Source organism: Microbulbifer okhotskensis (assembly GCF_023895975.1).
GTDB classification, from domain to species: domain Bacteria; phylum Pseudomonadota; class Gammaproteobacteria; order Pseudomonadales; family Cellvibrionaceae; genus Microbulbifer; species Microbulbifer okhotskensis.
Map to the genome: position 1 here is coordinate 1 of NZ_JALBWM010000054.1, position 17,930 is coordinate 17,930.

The following is a 17,930-nucleotide window of genomic DNA, read 5'->3' on the forward strand; positions in this document are numbered from 1 at the left end:
CGAGCGGTACAGTGACTATGGGGCTATAGCTGCATGAAACTGTCCGAAGTGTTGAATATTCAGAGGCGCTGGATAGCAAGTGCAAGAAAGCTGCTGTATTTGCTCCATTTGCAAACTTACCTCCTGTTACTTTCGAAACAGTACCACCAATTACTGCATGCATTAAAGTTCGTATAGGTATTCCCGAGGGCCCGGAACCTCCAATGCCATCAATTTTTCCTTTAATAGTCCAATTCACACCGGCGGAAACAAACCCATGCCCAAATTTTCCACCTCCTAGCACACTGGTAATACCACCTGCTACGCCATAAGCAGAGAACTCGGCAATGCCTGCAAACGAGCCCAATCCACCAAAGTCCATTTGCCCCACCGCTCCAAAAGCAGCAGCACTTATCCCCCCAATCAAAGCCCCCTCTAAAACGTTCCCTCCGTTAGCGGCAGCACCTGCCGCACCGGAAACGGCTCCAAGGGCGACCATCTCCCAACCAAACTTTGCACAAGGTGCACCGCAAATACCCCCCCCCTACGACAGCGACTATAACTCCTACCCATTCTCTAAGCCTGAAGTAACCACTGGGATCGGTGGAATTCAGTGGGTTATTCCATATATACGCATAGCGATTATGAGACTGGCTGTAATCCGGCGACTGCACATAGGGGTCAGCCTGGAGGAAGCGGGCCAGGCGGGGATCGTAGATGCGCCCATTCATATGGACCAGTCCAACTTGATCCAACATCTCGTGGCCGGTATAGCCGCGACTGGTTAAGCTGGATGAGAAGCCGGTAAGTTTATCGCCCAGTAAGGCACTCCAGTCTACAGCGTTGCGCCTTTGTCCCCAGGCATCAAAACTAAAGACCTTCAGCACGAACGCCTCCATCAATTGCAATGGAAAAGTTACCCGCCTAATTATTCACAAAAACAGTGGTGTATATCTTCAAACAGACAAGACTTGCTCCCAAACTTGGTGCAAGATTGACTTCCCCGATGAAACCCAGATCTCCCGAGCCTATTCCACCTTACTTACAGCAAGGATAAGCCAAATGAATATTAACTTTGTTTGGAGCACCTTGACGTCTTGTGAAGAAAATAACGAGACACATGCATCACCAGATTTTTTAGCATTTGATGCCCTAGCAGCGTCCCGGGCATCGGGATTGGAAGTCAGTCATAACACTTTCTGGGAGGGGGGGGGCAGCTCTTCAGGCGCTACAAATTACTTGATAATTAAAGCGCAGTACAGAGTGATACCCTCAATAAAAGAATTAACTTGGAAACAAATTCGCTTCAACAAAAAAAGGGTACATAAAGCACCCTTATAAACTAATTACAACAATCCAACTCAGCCCACCTTTTCCCCGTGTGCCTGCTTATCCGCATGATAGGAGGAGCGCACCAATGGGCCACAAGCTGCATGTTTAAAGCCGATCTGTTCGGCGTAGCGGCGATACTCTTCAAACTCGTCCGGGTGCACGTAGCGCTGTACCGGCAAGTGCTCTTTACTGGGTTGCAGGTATTGGCCGATGGTAAGCATATCGATATCGTGCTCACGCATATCATCCATTACCCGGAAAATTTCTTCCTTTTCCTCACCCAGGCCAACCATCAGACCGGACTTAGTCAGTACATCCGGGCGGCGTTTTTTGTATTCCTGCAGTAGCTTCAGAGACCACTTGTAATTGGCGCCGGGACGGGATTCCTTATACAGGCGCGGCACCGTCTCCAGATTGTGGTTAAACACATCGGGAGCTTCTTTTTCCAGGATATCCAAAGCCACATCCATACGACCGCGAAAATCCGGGGTCAGGATTTCCACTTGTAGATTTGGGGACTGAGCTCTGGACTCACGAATACAGTGAGTGAAATGTTCGGCGCCACCGTCGCGCAGGTCATCGCGATCCACCGAGGTGATCACCACGTAGCGCAGACTCATCGCGGCAATGGCATCAGCCAGATTTTTAGGCTCTTCTGGATCTAATGGGTTGGGCTTACCGTGGCCCACATCGCAAAAGGGGCAGCGGCGAGTACAAATTTCGCCCATGATCATAAAGGTGGCCGTACCACCACTGAAGCATTCTCCTAGATTGGGACAGCTGGCTTCTTCGCACACGGTTGACAGTTTTTGTGAGCGCAGGATTTTTTTGATGCGGTCCACTTCTTTTGAAGCTGGTACCTTCACACGAATCCAATCGGGCTTGCGCAACACGGTGTCACTCGCAATCACTTTAACCGGTATACGCTCAACCTTTTCACCATCACGCAATTTCTCCCCCTGCTGGAGACGGCGGGTGCGCTTTACTGGCACCAGATCGGGTTTATCAGCCATTACTCAATTCCTGCTGTTCGGCGCTCAGTTGCGCAAATACTTTTTCGTCAATGGATTGCCACTGTGCGTCGGGCAATTGAAGTGTGCGGAGCAACTCACGCACAAAAATTTCTGCAACCTGATCCCTGGCGGGAATCGGTTTCAATATTTCGGCCATCTGCACCATTTGCATATCGGCGTAGCCGCAAGGGTTAATCCTCAGAAATGGCGCTAGGTCCATATCAATATTGATGGCGATGCCGTGAAAGCTGCAACCGCGCCGCACCCGCAGACCAATGGAGGCTATCTTATTTCCCTTGCGCGCCCCTTCGATCAGGTAGACACCGGGAGCGTCTGGGCGGGGAGCAGCAGAGATACCGTAGGTTTCAAGCATGGCGACAGTGGCCGCTTCTAAGGCGCTGACCAGATCTCGCACGCCAATTTTTGCCCTGCGCAGGTCGAGCAATGGGTATACCACCAATTGACCCGGCCCGTGATAGGTCACTTGCCCACCGCGGTCCACCTGAACCACGGGGATATCACCAGTGTTCAGCAGGTGCTCGGCTTTTCCTGCCTGCCCCTGGGTGAAAACAGGCTCATGCTCCACACACCAGATTTCATCCACGCTATCGTCATTACGGGTGTCCGTGTAGCGGGACATGGCCTGCCAGACACTTTTGTAATCGCGTCGCGCCAGGTTGCGAACAACCGCCATCAGAGCACCATATGTACAGCGGGGTGCTGTTTCAATTCTTCAAATAGCGCTTTGAGCTGTTCCTCGCCGGTAGCAAGGATAAAAAAGGTCATGGAGGTGAATTTGCCGGTACTACTATCCCGCAGGGTAATACGCTCTGAGTCCAACTCGGGGGCGTGGCGGCGCATCACATCCAGTACAAACTCGTGCGCCTCATCATTGGCATCGCGCACCACTTTGACCATGTAGTCTTCGCAGGGGAACTCAATTTTTGGGGGTTTTTGATTGGGATCTTGACTCATACCACTCTCCGGGGCCGGGCTGTTAGATATTGAGGTAAGCTTAGGCACAGCCGGGCGGCGATTATACAGCGGCTATTGAGCAGTGGACAGTGAGCAGCGGGGGAAGTGGACAGAGCTGTGGGGGGAGATAGACAAGGGCGGGAAGAATTCCCACCCTAACAGGTTGCTGAAAAAGCCTTCAGCGATATTTTCAACCGCCGGCTAAATGCCGAATCAGCTGAAAAAGCCCATCACAAAGCGCTTAACGGAGTCCCACATGCGCTTGAAGAAGCCGGCCCGATCCACATCTTCAGCGGCAACTGCTTTGACATCGGCAACAGTTTCACCGTCCAGAGTCACAACCACTTTACCCACTGGCTGCCCTTTCTGAATAGGCGCTTCAAGTTCACCGTCAACAATCAGATCTGCCTTGATACCGTCCTCGCCACCGCGCGGAATGGTGACGAAGACATCCTTATCTACGGCGATACCGACACTGGGCTCTTTGCCACCCCAAACTCGCTCAGTCTGAAGCTCTTCACCTTGCCCATAGACTTTGTGGGTCTGGTAGTAACGGAAGCCATACGCCATCAGCTTTTGTGTTTCGGAGGCCCGCTTCTCATCGCTGTCGGTACCGACGACAATGGCAATCAAACGCATACCGCGCTTCATCGCAGAGGCCACCAGGCAATAGCCGGCCTCCTCCGTGTGGCCCGTTTTGATTCCATCTACCGAGGAGTCACGCCACAGTAAGCGGTTGCGGTTTGGCTGGTTAATGCCGGAATAACTGAAGTATTTTTCGGAGTAAATATCATAGTGTTCCGGGTGATCCATAATCAGTGCACGGGCCAGCACCCCCAGGTCGCGAGCAGTGGTCACGTGCCCGTCTGCTGGCCAGCCAGTGGCGTTGACGAAATGGGAATTCTGCATACCCAGCAACTCGGCCTGCTGGTTCATTACCTCGGCAAATACTTCTTCACTGCCAGAGACATGCTCCGCCAGGGCAATACTGGCATCGTTGCCGGATTGGATAATCACGCCGCGCATCAAGTCGATAACCGGAACCTGGTCACCCACTTTCACAAACATCTTCGAGCCGCCCTTGCGCCAGGCCTTCTCGGAGATACGCACCATATCGCTCTCTTTGACGCTACCCTTGAGGATTTCCTCGGAAACAATGTAGGCCGTCATCATTTTGGTCAGGCTTGCCGGGGGGACTTGGGTACCTGCTTCATGCTCAACCAGTACCTGACCAGTATTAGCGTCCAGCAGCAGGTAAGATTTTGCCGCCAGCTGGGGCGGCGCCGGGATAAGAGATTGCCCCTGGGCCAGGCCCGCACATAACAACAGAAAAGAACAGGCGATAATCCGTGTGATCATAGGTGTGAGTCTCGTCATTCCTCGCTTTCGCTGGACTAACCTGCAACGAAAACTAAAGATTAATCAGCCGCATTACAGCTTGTCGCCAAATGCCGCCCATCATTACAAATAAACAAAATACAAGAAAACGCGCGCCAGTGCGCAGCATTTTGTGAACGGGTATTCAGGTGACTCTCAACGGGCAGAGCCACCACTCAATAACGGACAGCTCTACTAATTCCAGTCACAGCACAAAAACCCGAAACTAATTACTCATAAACAACCTGAGGTTGCCCGAACTGCTTTTGCTCAACCGTCTCACGCGCTGTCGCCAACGCCCTCTGTTGAGTCAGTGGACCCACTCGAACCCGATAAAAAGTCTTGCCGCTACTCTGTACAACACTAACCGCAACAGGATAGTCAATCGCCGCAGCCAACTGCGCCCGAATATCCTCAGCCTGTGCTGAACTGCTATAGGCTCCCACCTGTAAATAAGTGTTGTCGGGTAACTTAATACTCGTATCCTGCGCCAGGCCGGCAGTGCCATCGCTATTGGCAAAGACCTCTGTGGCAGCGGGCAGAGAAGCAGGGTCCAGCGCCTCGACTTCCACACGGGCAATGCCCTTATTCAAATAGCCCAGTTTCTGCGCCGCCGTATAACTCAGGTCAATTATCCGTCCTTGTACGAACGGGCCGCGATCATTCACACGCACGACAATACTGCGGCCATTATCTAGGTTGGTGACCCTGGCATAACTGGGCAACGGTAAGGTCTTGTGTGCAGCGGACATGGCATACATATTGTAGACCTCTCCGTTGGCCGTGCGCCGACCGTGAAACTTGGTCCCGTACCAGGAAGCCTGCCCCACTTCTTTGTAACCCTTAACGTCATCGCGGACACGGTAGGTCACCCCCCTGACTTTATAAGGGGATTTATTCCCTGCGACACCTATGGGTTCACGCACGGGAATAGGTTCGGGAGTAGCCTGCATATTGACCGGGGCGGCGGGGCCACTGTCCTTGATGCTATTGAAGTCCGGTTTTTTGGTAACTTCGGTGTTCTTTGGTTGTGTCTGCGGGCCACTACAGGCAGCCAACAAAATGGCCACTAGGGCTAAGCCCCGGCGTGCATTGCACTGAAACATTATTCCCCCGGCGCGCGGCAACTGGGTGTCGCCGTCTCCAAACCGCTATTATCTAAAACTGCTGAATAAGATAGAAGGTATCAGATTACAGGCGGTGCAAATGGTTCCACTTCATTTGCACCGAATTTAGCGGCTCGAAGGTAACCGCCTTAGGATTTTCCGCCCCGCGCTTTTACAATTTCCTGGGCCAGATCATTCACCGCCATGGCGTAAAGGCGACTGCGGTTGTAGCGTGTGATAGTTGCAAAGTTATTCAGCCCCAACCAGTATTGCTTGCCCTGTTCAGTCTGCAGGGAAAATACATTGGCTGGCATCTCTGCTGCAACCTGGCTGGTGGCATTGAAGCCCTTATTCGCCAGCTCGCCAACGGTCCACTCCGCTTGCAGGGTATCGTTGACGATTGTCATATCTGCATTCGGGCGCGGACTAGCCAGCACGGCCACGGGCTCTCCCGGTTTCCAGCCGTGTTTGACAAAGTAGTTGGCCACACTGCCAATAGCATCAGTGGGGTTATTCCAAATATCCGCTTTGCCATCATTGCTGAAGTCCACCGCATATGAGCGGTAGCTGGACGGCATAAACTGGCCATAACCCATAGCTCCAGCGTATGAGCCCTTAAGGGCTAAAGGGTCCACTCCCTGCTCGCGGGTGAGCAGTAAGTAGTTCTCCAGTTCCTTGGTAAAGAACGCGGAGCGCCGGGGGTAGTTAAAGGCAAGTGTCGATAGCGCATCCAGTACCCGATAGCCTCCCATATTGCCGCCATAGCGGGTTTCAATACCAATAATGGCCACTATCATTTCAGCGGGAACGCCGTATTTTTTTTCGGCTTCAGCCAGCGCTTCTGCATTTTTGTCCCAAAAATCCACTCCCCCGGCAATACTCTGAGGAGTGAGAAACATTTTGCGGTATTCGTGCCAAGGCTTGGCTTTTTCAGCGGGGCGCTTGATTGCTTTAAGAATGGAATCCTTGCGCTTGGCCTCCCGCATCAGCTGCTGCATTTCCTCGCGACTAAAACTGTGTTCCTGGACCATATAATCCACGAACTTCTGCGCCTGTTGGTTTTTATCGTGACCCGGTTCCTGCGCACAGGCAGCGAGGGTCAAACCCAACCCGATCAATAATCCCGAGGTCCACTTCAAAACGACCGCTCCTATCTTCATCTCGCGTCTCTAAATCCAGTTATTTTCCTTTTGCAGTGTCCATCAGAAATGCACTCTGCGCCGCTCCGTACCCACCGCCATCAGAATGCCGAATCCAGCCATCAAAGTAATCAGCGACGTTCCTCCATAACTGATTACTGGCAGGGGCACCCCAACTACCGGCAACAATCCTGTAACCATACCAATGTTTACAAATACATAGACAAAAAAAGTGAGGGTTATACTCCCGGCCAGCAGCCGCCCAAACACGTGCTGAGCCATAAAACTGATATAAATACCACGGGAAATAATCAGTACATATAGCAAAAGCAGCAACAGGGCGCCACGCATCCCCCACTCCTCTGACAGCACCGCGATAATAAAATCCGTATGGCTCTCCGGCAGAAAGTCGAGCTGTGACTGAGTCCCCTGCAGATAGCCCTTGCCGTAAACACCGCCCGAACCGATGGCCGCCTTGGAATTAAATATATTCCAACCGGCACCAAAACGGTCATCGTTGGGGTTGAGCAGAGTCAGGATTCGCTGCTGCTGGTAATCGTGAAGCCCCCAATGCCAGATAGGATAGGCGGCAACCAGTAACGCCATCGCAGCGGCACCGATCATCTTCCAGCTCAATCCCGCCAGATAGAGGGCAAATAGGCCTGAGGCCGCAATCAGAATCGAGGTGCCCAAATCCGGCTGGCGCACGATAAGGGCTGCGGGAATCGCCACGATCGCCAGGGCGCCGATCACCGTGGGCAGGGACGGGGGCAAGGTGCGCTGGTGCAAGTAAGCCGCCACCGCCATTGGCACACCAAGCTTCATCACCTCTGATGGCTGGAAACGGAATCCGGCGATCTCCAGCCAGCGCTGGGCCCCTTTAGCACCGGTGCCAAATAACAACACTCCCACCAGTAAAACGCAGCCCCCCAAATAGGCCCAGGGCGACCAACGTCGGTAGAAGTCCAGTGGAATTTGCGCCACGATAAACATACCCACAAACGCCATGCCCATAAAGATCGACTGGCGCCGTACGTAATTCATATCGCTACCGGAGGCGCTGTACAATACCCCCACGCCCACCACAGCCAACACCAAAAGCAACACCAGCAGGGGAACATCAATATGCAGGCGGCGCGACAGGCTGGCCGGTTTGCGTAAGCTGCCGTGCGCATCAGACAACCGGTGAGAAAAATCACGACTAGCCATTGCCCGCCTCTTCGCTCAAATTCATCGTATCTACCGTTTCCTGATCCTCTTGCGGGCTTGATATCCACTCGGCGAACAGCGCTCGTGCCACCGGGGCCGCCACCTTGCCGCCGCCCTCTCCATTCTCAACCAGAACCGAGACTGCAATGCGCGGGTTATCCACTGGCGCAAATGCCACAAATAGCGCATGGTCGCGGTGGCGCTCTTGCAGGGCTTCTGAGTCATAGCGCGCACCCTGGGCAATACCCACAACCTGGGCAGTGCCCGATTTACCCGCGACGCGAAAGTCCAGCCCCTTGCCGGCACGTTTGCCCGTACCACTTCTGTGGTTAACCACCGCTTCCATCCCTTCGAAAACCAGGTCCCAATGAAGTGGGTTGGCCTCCAGGTTATGCAGAATTTCCGGTGGCTGCTCCACGCCATTGATTGTTTTGACCATCTGTGGCCGATAATGAGTACCGCGATTAGCGATAGTAGCGGTCATCACTGCCAGTTGCAGTGGTGTTGCCAATACAAAACCCTGTCCCAGTACCGCATTGAGGCTGTCGCCGGGAAACCAAGGCATGCCACGGGCACCGCGCTTCCAGTCGCGCGAAGGAAAGAGACCCGGGCGCTCCATAGGCAAATCGATCCCTGTCTTGGTGCCCAGGCCAAAGTGAGAAGCCATGCTGTGCATTTCATCGATATCCCAGCGGTGTGCCATATCCCAGAAATAGACATCGCAGCTCTGTGCCATGGCCTGCACTAGATCCACTTTATCGCCGTGACCCCAACGAATATGATCCCGGTAAATTCGTGGGTCATTGGGCAGTTTGTAAAAACCGGGATCCTTGATCTTGGTTTCGCGAGTGATAACCCCAGCCTGCAGGCCTCCCAGCCCCATCAGCGGCTTCAGGGTGGAACCCGGAGGATACTGTCCCTGCACCGCCCGGTTAAAAAGCGGTACGTCGAGGGAATCGCTGAGGGCACGGTAATCGGCAAAACTGATCCCGGTTACAAACAGATTGGGGTCGAATGACGGTTTACTGACAAAGGCCAGGACTCCGCCACTATTTACATCGATCGCAACGACGGCGCCACGGCGGTCACCGAGGGCATCAGAGGCCACCTGCTGCAGGCGCGCATCCAGATTGAGAGTCAAGTCTGCTCCCGGTTTCGGGTCCTGCCGCTCAAGTATCCGCAGAACCCGGCTGTGGGCATCAATTTCCACATTTTCGTAACCGGCCTCCCCCAGTAGCAAGTCCTCGTAAGAGCGCTCCAGGCCCACTTTGCCAATGCTGCGGGTACCTCGGTATCGACGCACATCGTCCTGGGTAAAATTGCTCAGATCCCTGTCACTGATACGCCCCACATAACCGACGCTATGGGAGAACAAATGCCCGAGGGAGTAGTAGCGCACGAGTTCCGCTTCCACGGATACTCCAGGCATACGGAATTGATTGACGCTAATGCGTGCGATCTCATCTTCATTGAGGCGAAAACGGAGGGGTACCGGTTCAAATGGCCGCCGGCGCTTCAGGCGTTTTTGGAATTTGGCTACGTCGCTATCATCCAGTCGCACCAAATGACCAATCAGCTCCAGGGTGGCATCCATATCGCGGACGCGCTCTCGTACAATCGACAGGTTATAACTGGCGCGATTATCCGCCAGCAAAATACCGTTACGGTCGTAAATTAACCCTCTGGTAGGCGCAACCGGGCGCACCTGAATACGATTTTCATCGGACTGAGTGCGGTAGTCTTCGTAATTAACCACCTGAAGATTGTAAAAGCGTGCGACCAGAACGCCCAGAAGAAAAACAACCCCGACAAGCGCCACCAACATGCGATTGCGAAACAGCCGCTGCTCGGTATGGGGGTCCTTGAGGTGATAATCGTGAGGCATCAGAATTTATTCGACGGTTTTTGACTGGCGCGCAAAAAATCTAATCGCCCTACATTAACACAGGGCGACACAGGAGAGAGAACCGAGTCGGCAAATCTCTCCGTGACTTATCGTAAATGCGTTATTTATGGTAGGGATGCCCGGCCAATAGCGTCCAGGCACGATAAACCTGCTCGGCTAAAACCACCCTCACGAGTGGGTGCGGCAAGGTCAGCGGAGACAGAGACCAGCGCTGGCGCGCGCGCGCCAAACAGTCCGGTGACAACCCATCGGGCCCACCGATCAGCAAGCTGACATTCTCCCCCAGCAATTGCCAATCCCGTAGCTGAGCAGATAATTGCTCGGTACTCCAGGGCTTGCCCTGCACATCCAGGGCAACCACATGATCGCGCGGGCCCAAAGCGGCGAGCATGGCCTCGCCCTCTTTTTTTCGCGCTTTTTCGATCAGGGCAGCAGAGCTCTTTTGGCCCCGTTGGCCGAGGGGTATTTCTACCATTTCCAAGGCAATTTCACGGGGCAGGCGCTTGGCGTATTCGGCATAGCCCTCCTGCACCCAACCCGGCATTTTACCTCCAGCTGCGAGGATGCGGATTTTCACAACAATTAACCCTGGTGCGGATCACTGCCATCGGCATCACTGCGCGTATTCGGAGTCATTGACCAGAGTTTCTCCAGGTCGTAAAAGCCGCGTGCCTCAGCCAGCATAACGTGGACAACCAAATCCCCGTAATCCACCAATACCCACTCGCCTTCTTCTACCCCTTCAACGCCGATAGGACGAACGCCTTCTTTTTTCAGCTCGTCCACCACGTTCGCCGCTAGAGATTTAACCTGGCGACTGGAAGTGCCGGTACAGATCAGCAAGTTATCCATTACATCTGAATATCTAGAAACATCCAGAGCAACGATGTCCTTACCTTTCAAGTCCTCCAGAGCTGTGAGAGCAATATCTTTAATATTTGTCATAACACCTTGATTCACTACTGGTCGCCGGCGGCGGCCTCTCTATAAAGTTGATGGTTTTCAATGTACTGCAGCACCGTCACGGGCAACAGATAACGCGGCGACTGGCCGCTTCTTATTAACTCGCGAATCTGGGTCGCGGAAATAGGCAACATGCTTTGCTCGCGCAATAACAGACACCCGAATGTTTTGGTATGCAAATCGGCAACACGGCCCCGGTGGCGCGCCAATAACTCCAATAGCGGCCGATGCTCTTCACTGTCCCCATCCGGCAAATGCCATCCAGGTCGAGTCACCACTACCAAATGGGCCAGCTCCAGAAGCCGCTCCCAACGATGCCAGCGGTGCAAGCTCAATAGGGAGTCCAACCCCATACAGAAAGTGATGGAGACTTTACTCCCTAATTCACCACGCAGCTCCTCCAGGGTGTCCACCGTATAGGTAGCACCGCCGCGCTTGAGTTCGCGCCTATCCAGCTGCAACTCATCACATCCCTGTAGCGCCAGGGCCAGCATTTCACTGCGGTGATGTGAAGAGACTCCCGGTGTTTGTCTGTGGCAGGGTTGATGACTCGGCAGCAAGCGCATTTCGTCAAAGTTCAAGAGCTGGCGTAATTCCAGCGCCATACGCAGGTGGCCAAAATGAACCGGGTCGAAGGTTCCACCAAACAGGGCCAAACTGCGCCTTTTACTCGCCACAATCACCTCACGCACTCAGGCCCGCACCGGAAAGTTTTCCTATTGCCGAATATGCCCATCTCCGAGAACGATCCATTTCTGCGAAGTGAGCCCCTCCAGGCCAACCGGACCACGCGCGTGGATTTTATCCGTACTGATACCAATTTCCGCCCCCAAGCCGTACTCGAATCCGTCGGCAAAGCGAGTCGAGGCATTGATCATTACCGAACTGGCGTCCACTTCACTGAGGAAGCGACGCCCGCGGCTATAGTCCCGGGTAACTATGGCCTCGGTATGACCGGAACCATATCGAACAATATGCTCTATTGCGCTATCCATACCCGCAACAACGCGAATAGCGAGAATCGGAGCCAGGTATTCTTCGCTCCAATCCTCTTCACGCGCTGCATTGCAGCTAGGGAGTATCTCCTGGGTCCGTGCACAGCCACGCAACTCCACACCCTTCTCTTCGTAAGCCCGCGCCAAGCGCGGCAGTATATCCACCGCGACAGCCTCGGCAACCAAAAGTGTCTCCATGGCATTACAAACGCCATAGCGATGAGTCTTTGCGTTGAGGGCAATATCGAAAGCTTTTTGCAGATCTGCACGGTCATCGATATACACATGGCATACACCGTGTAAGTGTTTGATCACCGGCACCCGCGCCTCGCGACTGACCCGCTCGATCAAGCCGGTACCACCGCGAGGGACAATAACATCCACGTACTCTGGCATAGTGATCAGGGCACCCACTGCGGCGCGATCACGGGTGTCCACAACCTGCACTGCGGTTTCCGGCAATCCCGCCGCACGTAAACCCGCAGCAATACAGACGGCAATTGCTTTATTGGAGCGCAACGCTTCACTGCCGCCTCGCAAAATCGTGGCATTACCGGATTTGAGGCAGAGACTGGCCGCATCGATAGTCACATTGGGGCGGGATTCATAAATAATGCCAACCACTCCCAGGGGGACACGCATCTTACCGACCTGAATACCGCTGGGACGGTAGCGCAAATCCTTGATTTCCCCTACCGGGTCCGGTAAATCTGCAACCTGCACAAGCCCTTCAATCATGTCTTCAATGCGGGCATCATTCAGCTCTAAGCGGTCCAGTAAGGCAGCATCCAAACCGTGTTCACGGCCCGCTTGCATATCCAGCGCATTGGCCGCCATTAAAAGCGCCCGCTGTGATTTGAGCTCGCCGGCAATGGCCTTAAGGGCGCGATTCTTAACGGAAGTATCGGCAGCGGCTATCTGCCTCGCTGCGGCGCGGGCGGCGCGACCCATCTGTTCGAGTTGGGTGCGGGTGGATTGCTGATCGGCAGTCTCTGTAGCGGTCACTTGGCTCTCCGTGCAAAATCCGGTCGGCCGCGCAGTATACCCCAGCACGACCCGGTTGAAAGCGCCTATCGCTCCGCCTCCAGGCCCATCGAGCCGGCATTCACTCCCGGGTCCAGCGGTCCAGGTTTTTGGCAATCGTGGCAAGACGCGCAAGTGGGTCTTCCATGCCCAGCAAATCTGAGCGCACTTTATCCTCCAACGGCAGTAGCTGTGCCAGCTGCCATGACAGAGCGCCAGCAGACTCGACCGGCTCAAATTTTAACGACAACTTGTGCGCTCGGTCTTTGAGCTCCTCCAATACCGACACAAGGTCACCGCAATCTGCCGGTATAGGCTTTGCTTCTTCTTCCGACAACCACGCCACATCGCCCAGGAGCAATTCGTCTTCCGCTCGGGTCGTGCGGGTAATACGGAAGCGTCGCCGGCCCTTAACGTCCACATGCAGCAACCCTCCCTCCCCCTGTCCCTGCCCCTGCCCCTGCCCCTGCCCCCAGTCGACAATGTCCACATAGATCCCCAAAGGCCACACCGAGGCGCGGCCAACTTCCCCACCGGAACGAATCAGCACAATGCCAAAACCACTGTCGGTTTTTAGGGATTCACTCACCAGGTGAAGGTAGCGCTGTTCAAATATTCGCAGGGGTAAGGTGACACCTGGGTATAGGGGAACACTCAGTGGGAAAAGGGGTATCTGTTGCAAAGTGATCACTCATAAATTTTTATGGGTCCTGGCAGGTTGCTAAAAAAGCCCCTGAAGACTTTTTTCAACAACCTGCTAAAGATACCACCACAGCGAAAACTCTGTGTCCCCAGGGAAGGCCTTCTGACGCCAATCCTCCCAGCTGAAAGGAAATTTTTTTAGATTCAGACAATTGTTGGTGGCAAGGCTACCAACCAGCCTTTAAGCTGCTGCGGTAAATTGACCAAACGGAGATTTTTCATGCCTACAGCAACCGCTCGTCATATCTTGGTAGAAAGCGAACAGAAGTGCCAGGAGCTCAAACAACAAATCGAGAATGGCGCAGACTTTGGCAAGATTGCTGAGCAGCATTCTCAATGCCCGTCAAGCCGTTCTGGCGGTGACCTGGGCGAGTTCAGCAAAGGGATGATGGTGCCGGAATTCGACAAAGTCGTATTTTCCGAGGAGCTGCACAAGGTACACGGCCCAGTCAAAACCCAGTTTGGCTACCACCTGCTTGAGGTCACCAGCCGCAAGGACTGAACGCCTCACATTGGAACAAGTACAAAAAAGCCGGGATATTCCCGGCTTTTTTGTGGGTGGAATCTACAGGCTTCAGGCGCTGGGTACTTCTTGTAATGGCACCTGGGGCTCAGCCTCTCCCTCTTGACGCCCCAGCGGCTTAAACATCACCAACAACAACGGCAACAGGGTCAGAGAACCCAGCAATGCTGCGGACATTGCCAAGGCCGTAAGCAGGCCAAAGTAAATTGAAGGCACGAACTTCGACAGAGCTAGGATAGAAAAACCGACAATAATCGTGATCGCGGTATAAAACATCGCGCGACCGATCGTCGCGTGGCTGCGGTGCATGGTCGCTAAGTAATTGCCGTCTTTGGCGAATTCGGCGCGGAAGCGATACAGGTAATGAATCGCATGATCCACACCGATACCTACAGTAATCGCGGCAATGGTGATAGTCATCATATCCAGGGGAATACCCGCAAGCCCCATTCCCCCCAGTACCACACAAGCGGCCAGCATATTCGGTACCAGCGCGATCAAGGCAATGGGCAGGGAGCGGAACAGCACCAGGAACATCAAAAGAATGCCCACAAAGACCGCACCCAGGGTCAGGATCTGAGACTTAAACAAGCTCTGTAGCATATTGTTATAGAGAACCAACAGACCTGTCTGATGGATATTTTCCGGGGCTATGCCCATTTCATCATGGGCGTAGTTATAGATACGCTGAATCAACTCATCACGGCGCAAGTTCGGGTCCGTCTCCATTACACGTAGGGTAATGCGGGCCTGATTGTTCTCCACGGACAGATAGGGGTTAACCAGTACCGAGCGGATTTCCGCTGGGAGACTGGTATTAGCCACCGCCAGCTCAAAATCATTGAGGGGACCGCCTTTCAGATCGCGGGCAACCTTGTACAGGGTCGCCAACGATTGAACCTTGCCAATCTCCGGCTGTTGCTCCAGGTAATCGTGCAGTTGTTCCAGTTTTGCCAGGCCAGCCACCGTAAACCAGTAGCTCTGCTCCGGCGACTCCTCTTCGCTGCCGAAGGGATCATCGACGGCAAATGGGTCCTCTTCCACGGCAAAGGGACCTTCCTCAGCCTCCATAGCAAAGGGGTCCTCTTCCCCCTCAAAGGCCGCTTCCTGGTCTTGCGGCTGATCCAGAATAATATCCAGGGTCACTGTGCCCCCCAGGCGGCGGTCGATCACCAGCATTCCCTGATAAATTTCTGTGGAATCATCGAAGTAATCGATAAAGCGGTTCTCCACTTTCAAGCGTGAAATACCTACCACACTCACCACCGCGGCCAGAAGCGAAACAGCCAGCACCACAAATTTGTAGCGCTCGGCAAAACGCGAAAACTGCAGGGTGAATGCGTGGGAGTTATCCGCACCTACATTGCCAGCACGCTTCGGCAGTAACATCAAAAAGCAGGGAATAATAAGGAATGACAACATCAGGGCCATAGTCACGCCCATCGTCATCATCCAGCCAAAATCAATAACCGGCCGAATACCACTCACCACCAGAGATACAAAAGCCACAATAGTGGTCAGCGCAGTGTAGAGACAGGGTTTGGCCATAAAGCGCACCGTCTGCAACACCAGTTTGTCTCGGTCCCAGTCAGGATTCTGCGCGATATATTCCCGGTAACGCACCGCCAGGTGGATGGTGATGGCCAGAGTGATAATCAGCAGCAGTGCGACAAAATTGGCCGAGATCACTGTAAGTCGCCAATCGAGCCAGCTGAGCAGCCCCAGGATCATCACTGCGGTGGTAACACAGGTGAGCAGCGGCAATAATACCCAGCGCGGCTGACGGAAAATTAGCAGCAAGGTCAGAACGATAAAGGCGAGAATTCCCACCCCGAACACTATAAGGTCACTTTTTATAAACGAAATCATATCCGCTGTGATCATGGTGACACCGCCGAGGAATAACTCCGCCTCACCGTCGTAACCGGTGAGAATCCCGCGCACAGTATCAACCCGCTGGTGGGCTTCCTTTTCCTGGACTGTACGATGCGCCAGGTAAACTGCGCTGATCTCTTCCAGGTGAGCCGCTTCTTCCGGGGTCAGTCCCTCGGCGTTGCGCTTGCTGCGCAGCGCATCCCGCTCACGCACCAGTTCGATGCCGCGGCTATCCAGGGTCAAGTTGGCCAGCAGTGCAGTGGTCTGACCATCTGGACTCAGAATCAATTCCCGGTAGATAGGACTGGAGAGGAACTCCTGCCTGGCCATATCCCTATCGACATCGGGTCGCGAAAGAGTGCGGATCTCATCGCTGATATCGGTCAATGCCAACTTGGGGCTGTAAAGCAGGGGGACATCGAGAATACTCTGCACACTGGAAACCCCCTCAACGCCAGCCAGCTCATCGCGTAGCTTGCCGAGGGCCTGCAGGGATTTATCACTGAATAAATCCCCGCTTTTAGATCGGTATGTTACGACCAGGAAGTCACCACTGGCATAGCGCTCTGAAATCTCACGGAAGTAGTCCACGGATTTATCGGCTTCCAGGGTGAGAGAATCGGCGGAAGCATCGATCTTTACGCGGGGCAACCCGAGCGCCGCCAACAAAGTTAACAGGCCAATAACCACCAGCACCGCAGCGGGCCGTTTAGTCACCAGGTATTCGTAGCAGTTTTGTAAAGCTGACAGCATAAATTTCCGCTTCTTTCCTAACTAAAAACTGGCCGCGTTGCGGCGCACACTTTGTTCGCCCCTGCGATGATCGTGCAAACAAAAAATTTGCCATCGCACTGATTTATTGGAACTATCTTTAAGGGGTGTCGATATGCCCCAGGTCACGGCCGGGAAACAAGGTGTCCCGCACGCGCCGCTTAAGCTCCTTTGCTCCGGGAAAACCGCCATCGCGCTTGCGCTCCCAGATCATTTTTTCACCAATTCGAATCTCGAATACTCCCCCAGTACCCGGTTGCAATGCAACCTGCCTGAGGTCATCGGCAAAAGTATGCAGTAATTCCTGGGCCATCCAAGTGGCTCGCAACATCCAGTTACACTGCACACAGTAATGGATGGTGATACTCGCTTTTGCCGTTTCAACCATCCTGATCGCCCCAGCTAGGCAATAGTTTTTGCTCAATACCCAACTGGTCGAGCAGGCGTGCCACCACGAAATCGACCACATCCTCAACCGTGCGTGGCTTCTGGTAAAAGCCCGGGCTGGCCGGGAGGATCATTGCCCCCATCCGGGTAAGCTTGAGCATATTTTCCAGATGAATCTCTGAGTACGGCGCTTCGCGAGGGACCAGGATCAACTGGCGACGCTCCTTAAGGGCCACATCTGCAGCTCGCTCAACCAGATTGTTCGAGGCCCCGCAGGCCACGGCCGACAGGGTTCCGCCACTCGCAGGGCAAATCACCATACTGGCCGGGGCACCGGTACCAGAGGCGACCGGAGAAAACCAATCGCGCTTGCCAAACAGCGTCAGTTGTCCCTCGCGCGCCGCAAAGCGATCGGCAAGGAAGTTCTGTAACTCATGTTCATCGCCGTCGGGCAACTGCATATCCGTTTCAGTGTTGATCACCACCTGGGCGGCCTCTGACATCAACAACCATACGCGGACACCCGATGCGAGCAGACACTGTAACAGTCGCAAACCATACTGGGCGCCCGAAGCGCCAGTCATCGCCAGGGTGACCGTTTTATCAAAAGAGGATTGATGCAAAGTCGATACCTTGTTGAATCCTTGTAAAGCCG

20 protein-coding genes are annotated in these 17,930 nt (G+C 54.0%); 2 read left to right on the forward strand and 18 right to left on the reverse strand.

Translation table 11 applies throughout. The features are described 5' to 3' along the window. Together MO867_RS12785 and MO867_RS12790 are read right to left on the reverse strand one after the other, a co-directional pair. On the reverse strand, nt 1-361 hold a 361-nt coding region (locus MO867_RS12785; RefSeq protein WP_252468287.1), incomplete at its 3' end, for a hypothetical protein. Between the two features lie 70 nt (nt 362-431). Next, on the reverse strand, nt 432-866 hold the full coding sequence (locus MO867_RS12790; protein ID WP_252468289.1) for an RHS repeat domain-containing protein: 435 nt from the start codon (nt 864-866) through the stop codon (nt 432-434). A 175-nt stretch (nt 867-1,041) separates the two neighbouring features. On the opposite strand from MO867_RS12790, the gene MO867_RS12795 reads away from it, so the two are divergent. Further along, the gene (locus MO867_RS12795) at nt 1,042-1,320 is read left to right on the forward strand and encodes a hypothetical protein (protein ID WP_252468291.1); all 279 of its coding nucleotides are present in this window, start codon (nt 1,042-1,044) and stop codon (nt 1,318-1,320) included. Between the two features lie 20 nt (nt 1,321-1,340). Here MO867_RS12795 and lipA read toward each other — a convergent pair whose 3' ends face one another. From lipA to MO867_RS12860, 13 genes are all read right to left on the reverse strand, one after another. Further along, nucleotides 1,341-2,324 (reverse strand): lipoyl synthase, encoded by a 984-nt coding sequence (gene lipA / locus MO867_RS12800; protein ID WP_252468303.1) that lies wholly within the window; start codon nt 2,322-2,324, stop codon nt 1,341-1,343. Beyond that, nucleotides 2,317-3,018: a lipoyl(octanoyl) transferase LipB gene (lipB, locus tag MO867_RS12805; protein WP_252468324.1), complete on the reverse strand. Its 702-nt coding sequence runs from the start codon at nt 3,016-3,018 to the stop codon at nt 2,317-2,319. Before lipB ends, lipA begins: the two co-directional genes overlap by 8 nt. Beyond that, nucleotides 3,018-3,299 carry an HP0495 family protein gene (locus MO867_RS12810; protein WP_252468326.1) on the reverse strand — a complete coding sequence of 94 codons (282 nt, stop codon included), beginning with the start codon at nt 3,297-3,299 and terminating at the stop codon, nt 3,018-3,020. Before MO867_RS12810 ends, lipB begins: the two co-directional genes overlap by 1 nt. 213 nt (nt 3,300-3,512) lie before the next feature. Next, nucleotides 3,513-4,658: a D-alanyl-D-alanine carboxypeptidase family protein gene (locus tag MO867_RS12815; RefSeq protein ID WP_252468328.1), complete on the reverse strand. Its 1,146-nt coding sequence runs from the start codon at nt 4,656-4,658 to the stop codon at nt 3,513-3,515. Nucleotides 4,659-4,906: 248 nt separating this feature from the next. Then, nucleotides 4,907-5,782, reverse strand: a complete 876-nt coding sequence (locus MO867_RS12820; RefSeq protein ID WP_252468338.1) for a septal ring lytic transglycosylase RlpA family protein — start codon at nt 5,780-5,782, stop codon at nt 4,907-4,909. Between the two features lie 149 nt (nt 5,783-5,931). Next, nucleotides 5,932-6,942 (reverse strand): lytic murein transglycosylase B, encoded by a 1,011-nt coding sequence (mltB, locus tag MO867_RS12825; RefSeq protein ID WP_252468340.1) that lies wholly within the window; start codon nt 6,940-6,942, stop codon nt 5,932-5,934. A gap of 42 nt (nt 6,943-6,984) precedes the next feature. Further along, a complete protein-coding gene (gene rodA, locus MO867_RS12830) occupies nt 6,985-8,130 on the reverse strand; it encodes a rod shape-determining protein RodA (RefSeq protein WP_252468351.1) in 1,146 nt (381 codons plus the stop codon). After that, nucleotides 8,123-10,015 (reverse strand): penicillin-binding protein 2, encoded by a 1,893-nt coding sequence (gene mrdA / locus MO867_RS12835; protein ID WP_252468353.1) that lies wholly within the window; start codon nt 10,013-10,015, stop codon nt 8,123-8,125. The genes rodA and mrdA overlap by 8 nt, the downstream gene beginning before the upstream one ends. Nucleotides 10,016-10,136: 121 nt before the next feature. Then, complete coding sequence (rlmH, locus tag MO867_RS12840) at nt 10,137-10,613, reverse strand: 23S rRNA (pseudouridine(1915)-N(3))-methyltransferase RlmH (RefSeq protein ID WP_252468364.1); 477 nt, start codon at nt 10,611-10,613, stop codon at nt 10,137-10,139. Nucleotides 10,614-10,618: 5 nt separating this feature from the next. After that, nucleotides 10,619-10,981 (reverse strand): ribosome silencing factor, encoded by a 363-nt coding sequence (gene rsfS, locus MO867_RS12845; RefSeq protein ID WP_252468403.1) that lies wholly within the window; start codon nt 10,979-10,981, stop codon nt 10,619-10,621. 14 nt (nt 10,982-10,995) lie between these two features. Further along, nucleotides 10,996-11,691, reverse strand: coding sequence for a nicotinate-nucleotide adenylyltransferase (nadD, locus tag MO867_RS12850; protein WP_252468405.1), 696 nt, complete (start codon nt 11,689-11,691; stop codon nt 10,996-10,998). Nucleotides 11,692-11,715: 24 nt separating this feature from the next. Beyond that, nucleotides 11,716-12,999, reverse strand: coding sequence for a glutamate-5-semialdehyde dehydrogenase (locus MO867_RS12855; protein WP_309143304.1), 1,284 nt, complete (start codon nt 12,997-12,999; stop codon nt 11,716-11,718). Nucleotides 13,000-13,099: 100 nt separating this feature from the next. Beyond that, nucleotides 13,100-13,699: an LON peptidase substrate-binding domain-containing protein gene (locus MO867_RS12860; RefSeq protein ID WP_252468416.1), complete on the reverse strand. Its 600-nt coding sequence runs from the start codon at nt 13,697-13,699 to the stop codon at nt 13,100-13,102. Nucleotides 13,700-13,939: 240 nt separating this feature from the next. Here MO867_RS12860 and MO867_RS12865 point away from each other — a divergent pair, with 240 nt between their 5' ends. Further along, the gene (locus MO867_RS12865) at nt 13,940-14,221 is read left to right on the forward strand and encodes a peptidylprolyl isomerase (protein ID WP_252468418.1); all 282 of its coding nucleotides are present in this window, start codon (nt 13,940-13,942) and stop codon (nt 14,219-14,221) included. A 72-nt stretch (nt 14,222-14,293) separates the two neighbouring features. Here the strand turns inward: MO867_RS12865 and MO867_RS12870 are convergent, their stop codons facing one another. From MO867_RS12870 to MO867_RS12880, 3 genes are all read right to left on the reverse strand, one after another. Then, nucleotides 14,294-16,870, reverse strand: a complete 2,577-nt coding sequence (locus MO867_RS12870) for an efflux RND transporter permease subunit (RefSeq protein ID WP_252468454.1) — start codon at nt 16,868-16,870, stop codon at nt 14,294-14,296. 118 nt (nt 16,871-16,988) lie between these two features. Further along, entirely contained in the window at nt 16,989-17,276 is a 288-nt protein-coding gene (locus tag MO867_RS12875; protein ID WP_252468456.1) for an Rdx family protein, read from the reverse strand. After that, a complete protein-coding gene (locus tag MO867_RS12880; protein ID WP_252468507.1) occupies nt 17,269-17,859 on the reverse strand; it encodes a flavin prenyltransferase UbiX in 591 nt (196 codons plus the stop codon). Before MO867_RS12880 ends, MO867_RS12875 begins: the two co-directional genes overlap by 8 nt. Nucleotides 17,860-17,930: the final 71 nt, after the last annotated feature.

Bases quoted from the DNA above. Each gene is read 5' to 3' on its own strand.
- MO867_RS12795 (WP_252468291.1), top strand. From the start codon at position 1,042: ATGAATATTAACTTTGTTTGGAGCACCTTGACGTCTTGTGAAGAAAAT.
- lipA (WP_252468303.1), bottom strand. From the start codon at position 2,324: ATGGCTGATAAACCCGATCTGGTGCCAGTAAAGCGCACCCGCCGTCTC.
- lipB (WP_252468324.1), bottom strand. From the start codon at position 3,018: ATGGCGGTTGTTCGCAACCTGGCGCGACGCGATTACAAAAGTGTCTGG.
- MO867_RS12810 (WP_252468326.1), bottom strand. From the start codon at position 3,299: ATGAGTCAAGATCCCAATCAAAAACCCCCAAAAATTGAGTTCCCCTGC.
- MO867_RS12815 (WP_252468328.1), bottom strand. From the start codon at position 4,658: ATGATCACACGGATTATCGCCTGTTCTTTTCTGTTGTTATGTGCGGGC.
- MO867_RS12820 (WP_252468338.1), bottom strand. From the start codon at position 5,782: ATGTTTCAGTGCAATGCACGCCGGGGCTTAGCCCTAGTGGCCATTTTG.
- mltB (WP_252468340.1), bottom strand. From the start codon at position 6,942: ATGAAGATAGGAGCGGTCGTTTTGAAGTGGACCTCGGGATTATTGATC.
- rodA (WP_252468351.1), bottom strand. From the start codon at position 8,130: ATGGCTAGTCGTGATTTTTCTCACCGGTTGTCTGATGCGCACGGCAGC.
- mrdA (WP_252468353.1), bottom strand. From the start codon at position 10,015: ATGCCTCACGATTATCACCTCAAGGACCCCCATACCGAGCAGCGGCTG.
- rsfS (WP_252468403.1), bottom strand. From the start codon at position 10,981: ATGACAAATATTAAAGATATTGCTCTCACAGCTCTGGAGGACTTGAAA.
- MO867_RS12865 (WP_252468418.1), top strand. From the start codon at position 13,940: ATGCCTACAGCAACCGCTCGTCATATCTTGGTAGAAAGCGAACAGAAG.
- MO867_RS12870 (WP_252468454.1), bottom strand. From the start codon at position 16,870: ATGCTGTCAGCTTTACAAAACTGCTACGAATACCTGGTGACTAAACGG.
- MO867_RS12875 (WP_252468456.1), bottom strand. From the start codon at position 17,276: ATGGTTGAAACGGCAAAAGCGAGTATCACCATCCATTACTGTGTGCAG.
- MO867_RS12880 (WP_252468507.1), bottom strand. From the start codon at position 17,859: ATGACTGGCGCTTCGGGCGCCCAGTATGGTTTGCGACTGTTACAGTGT.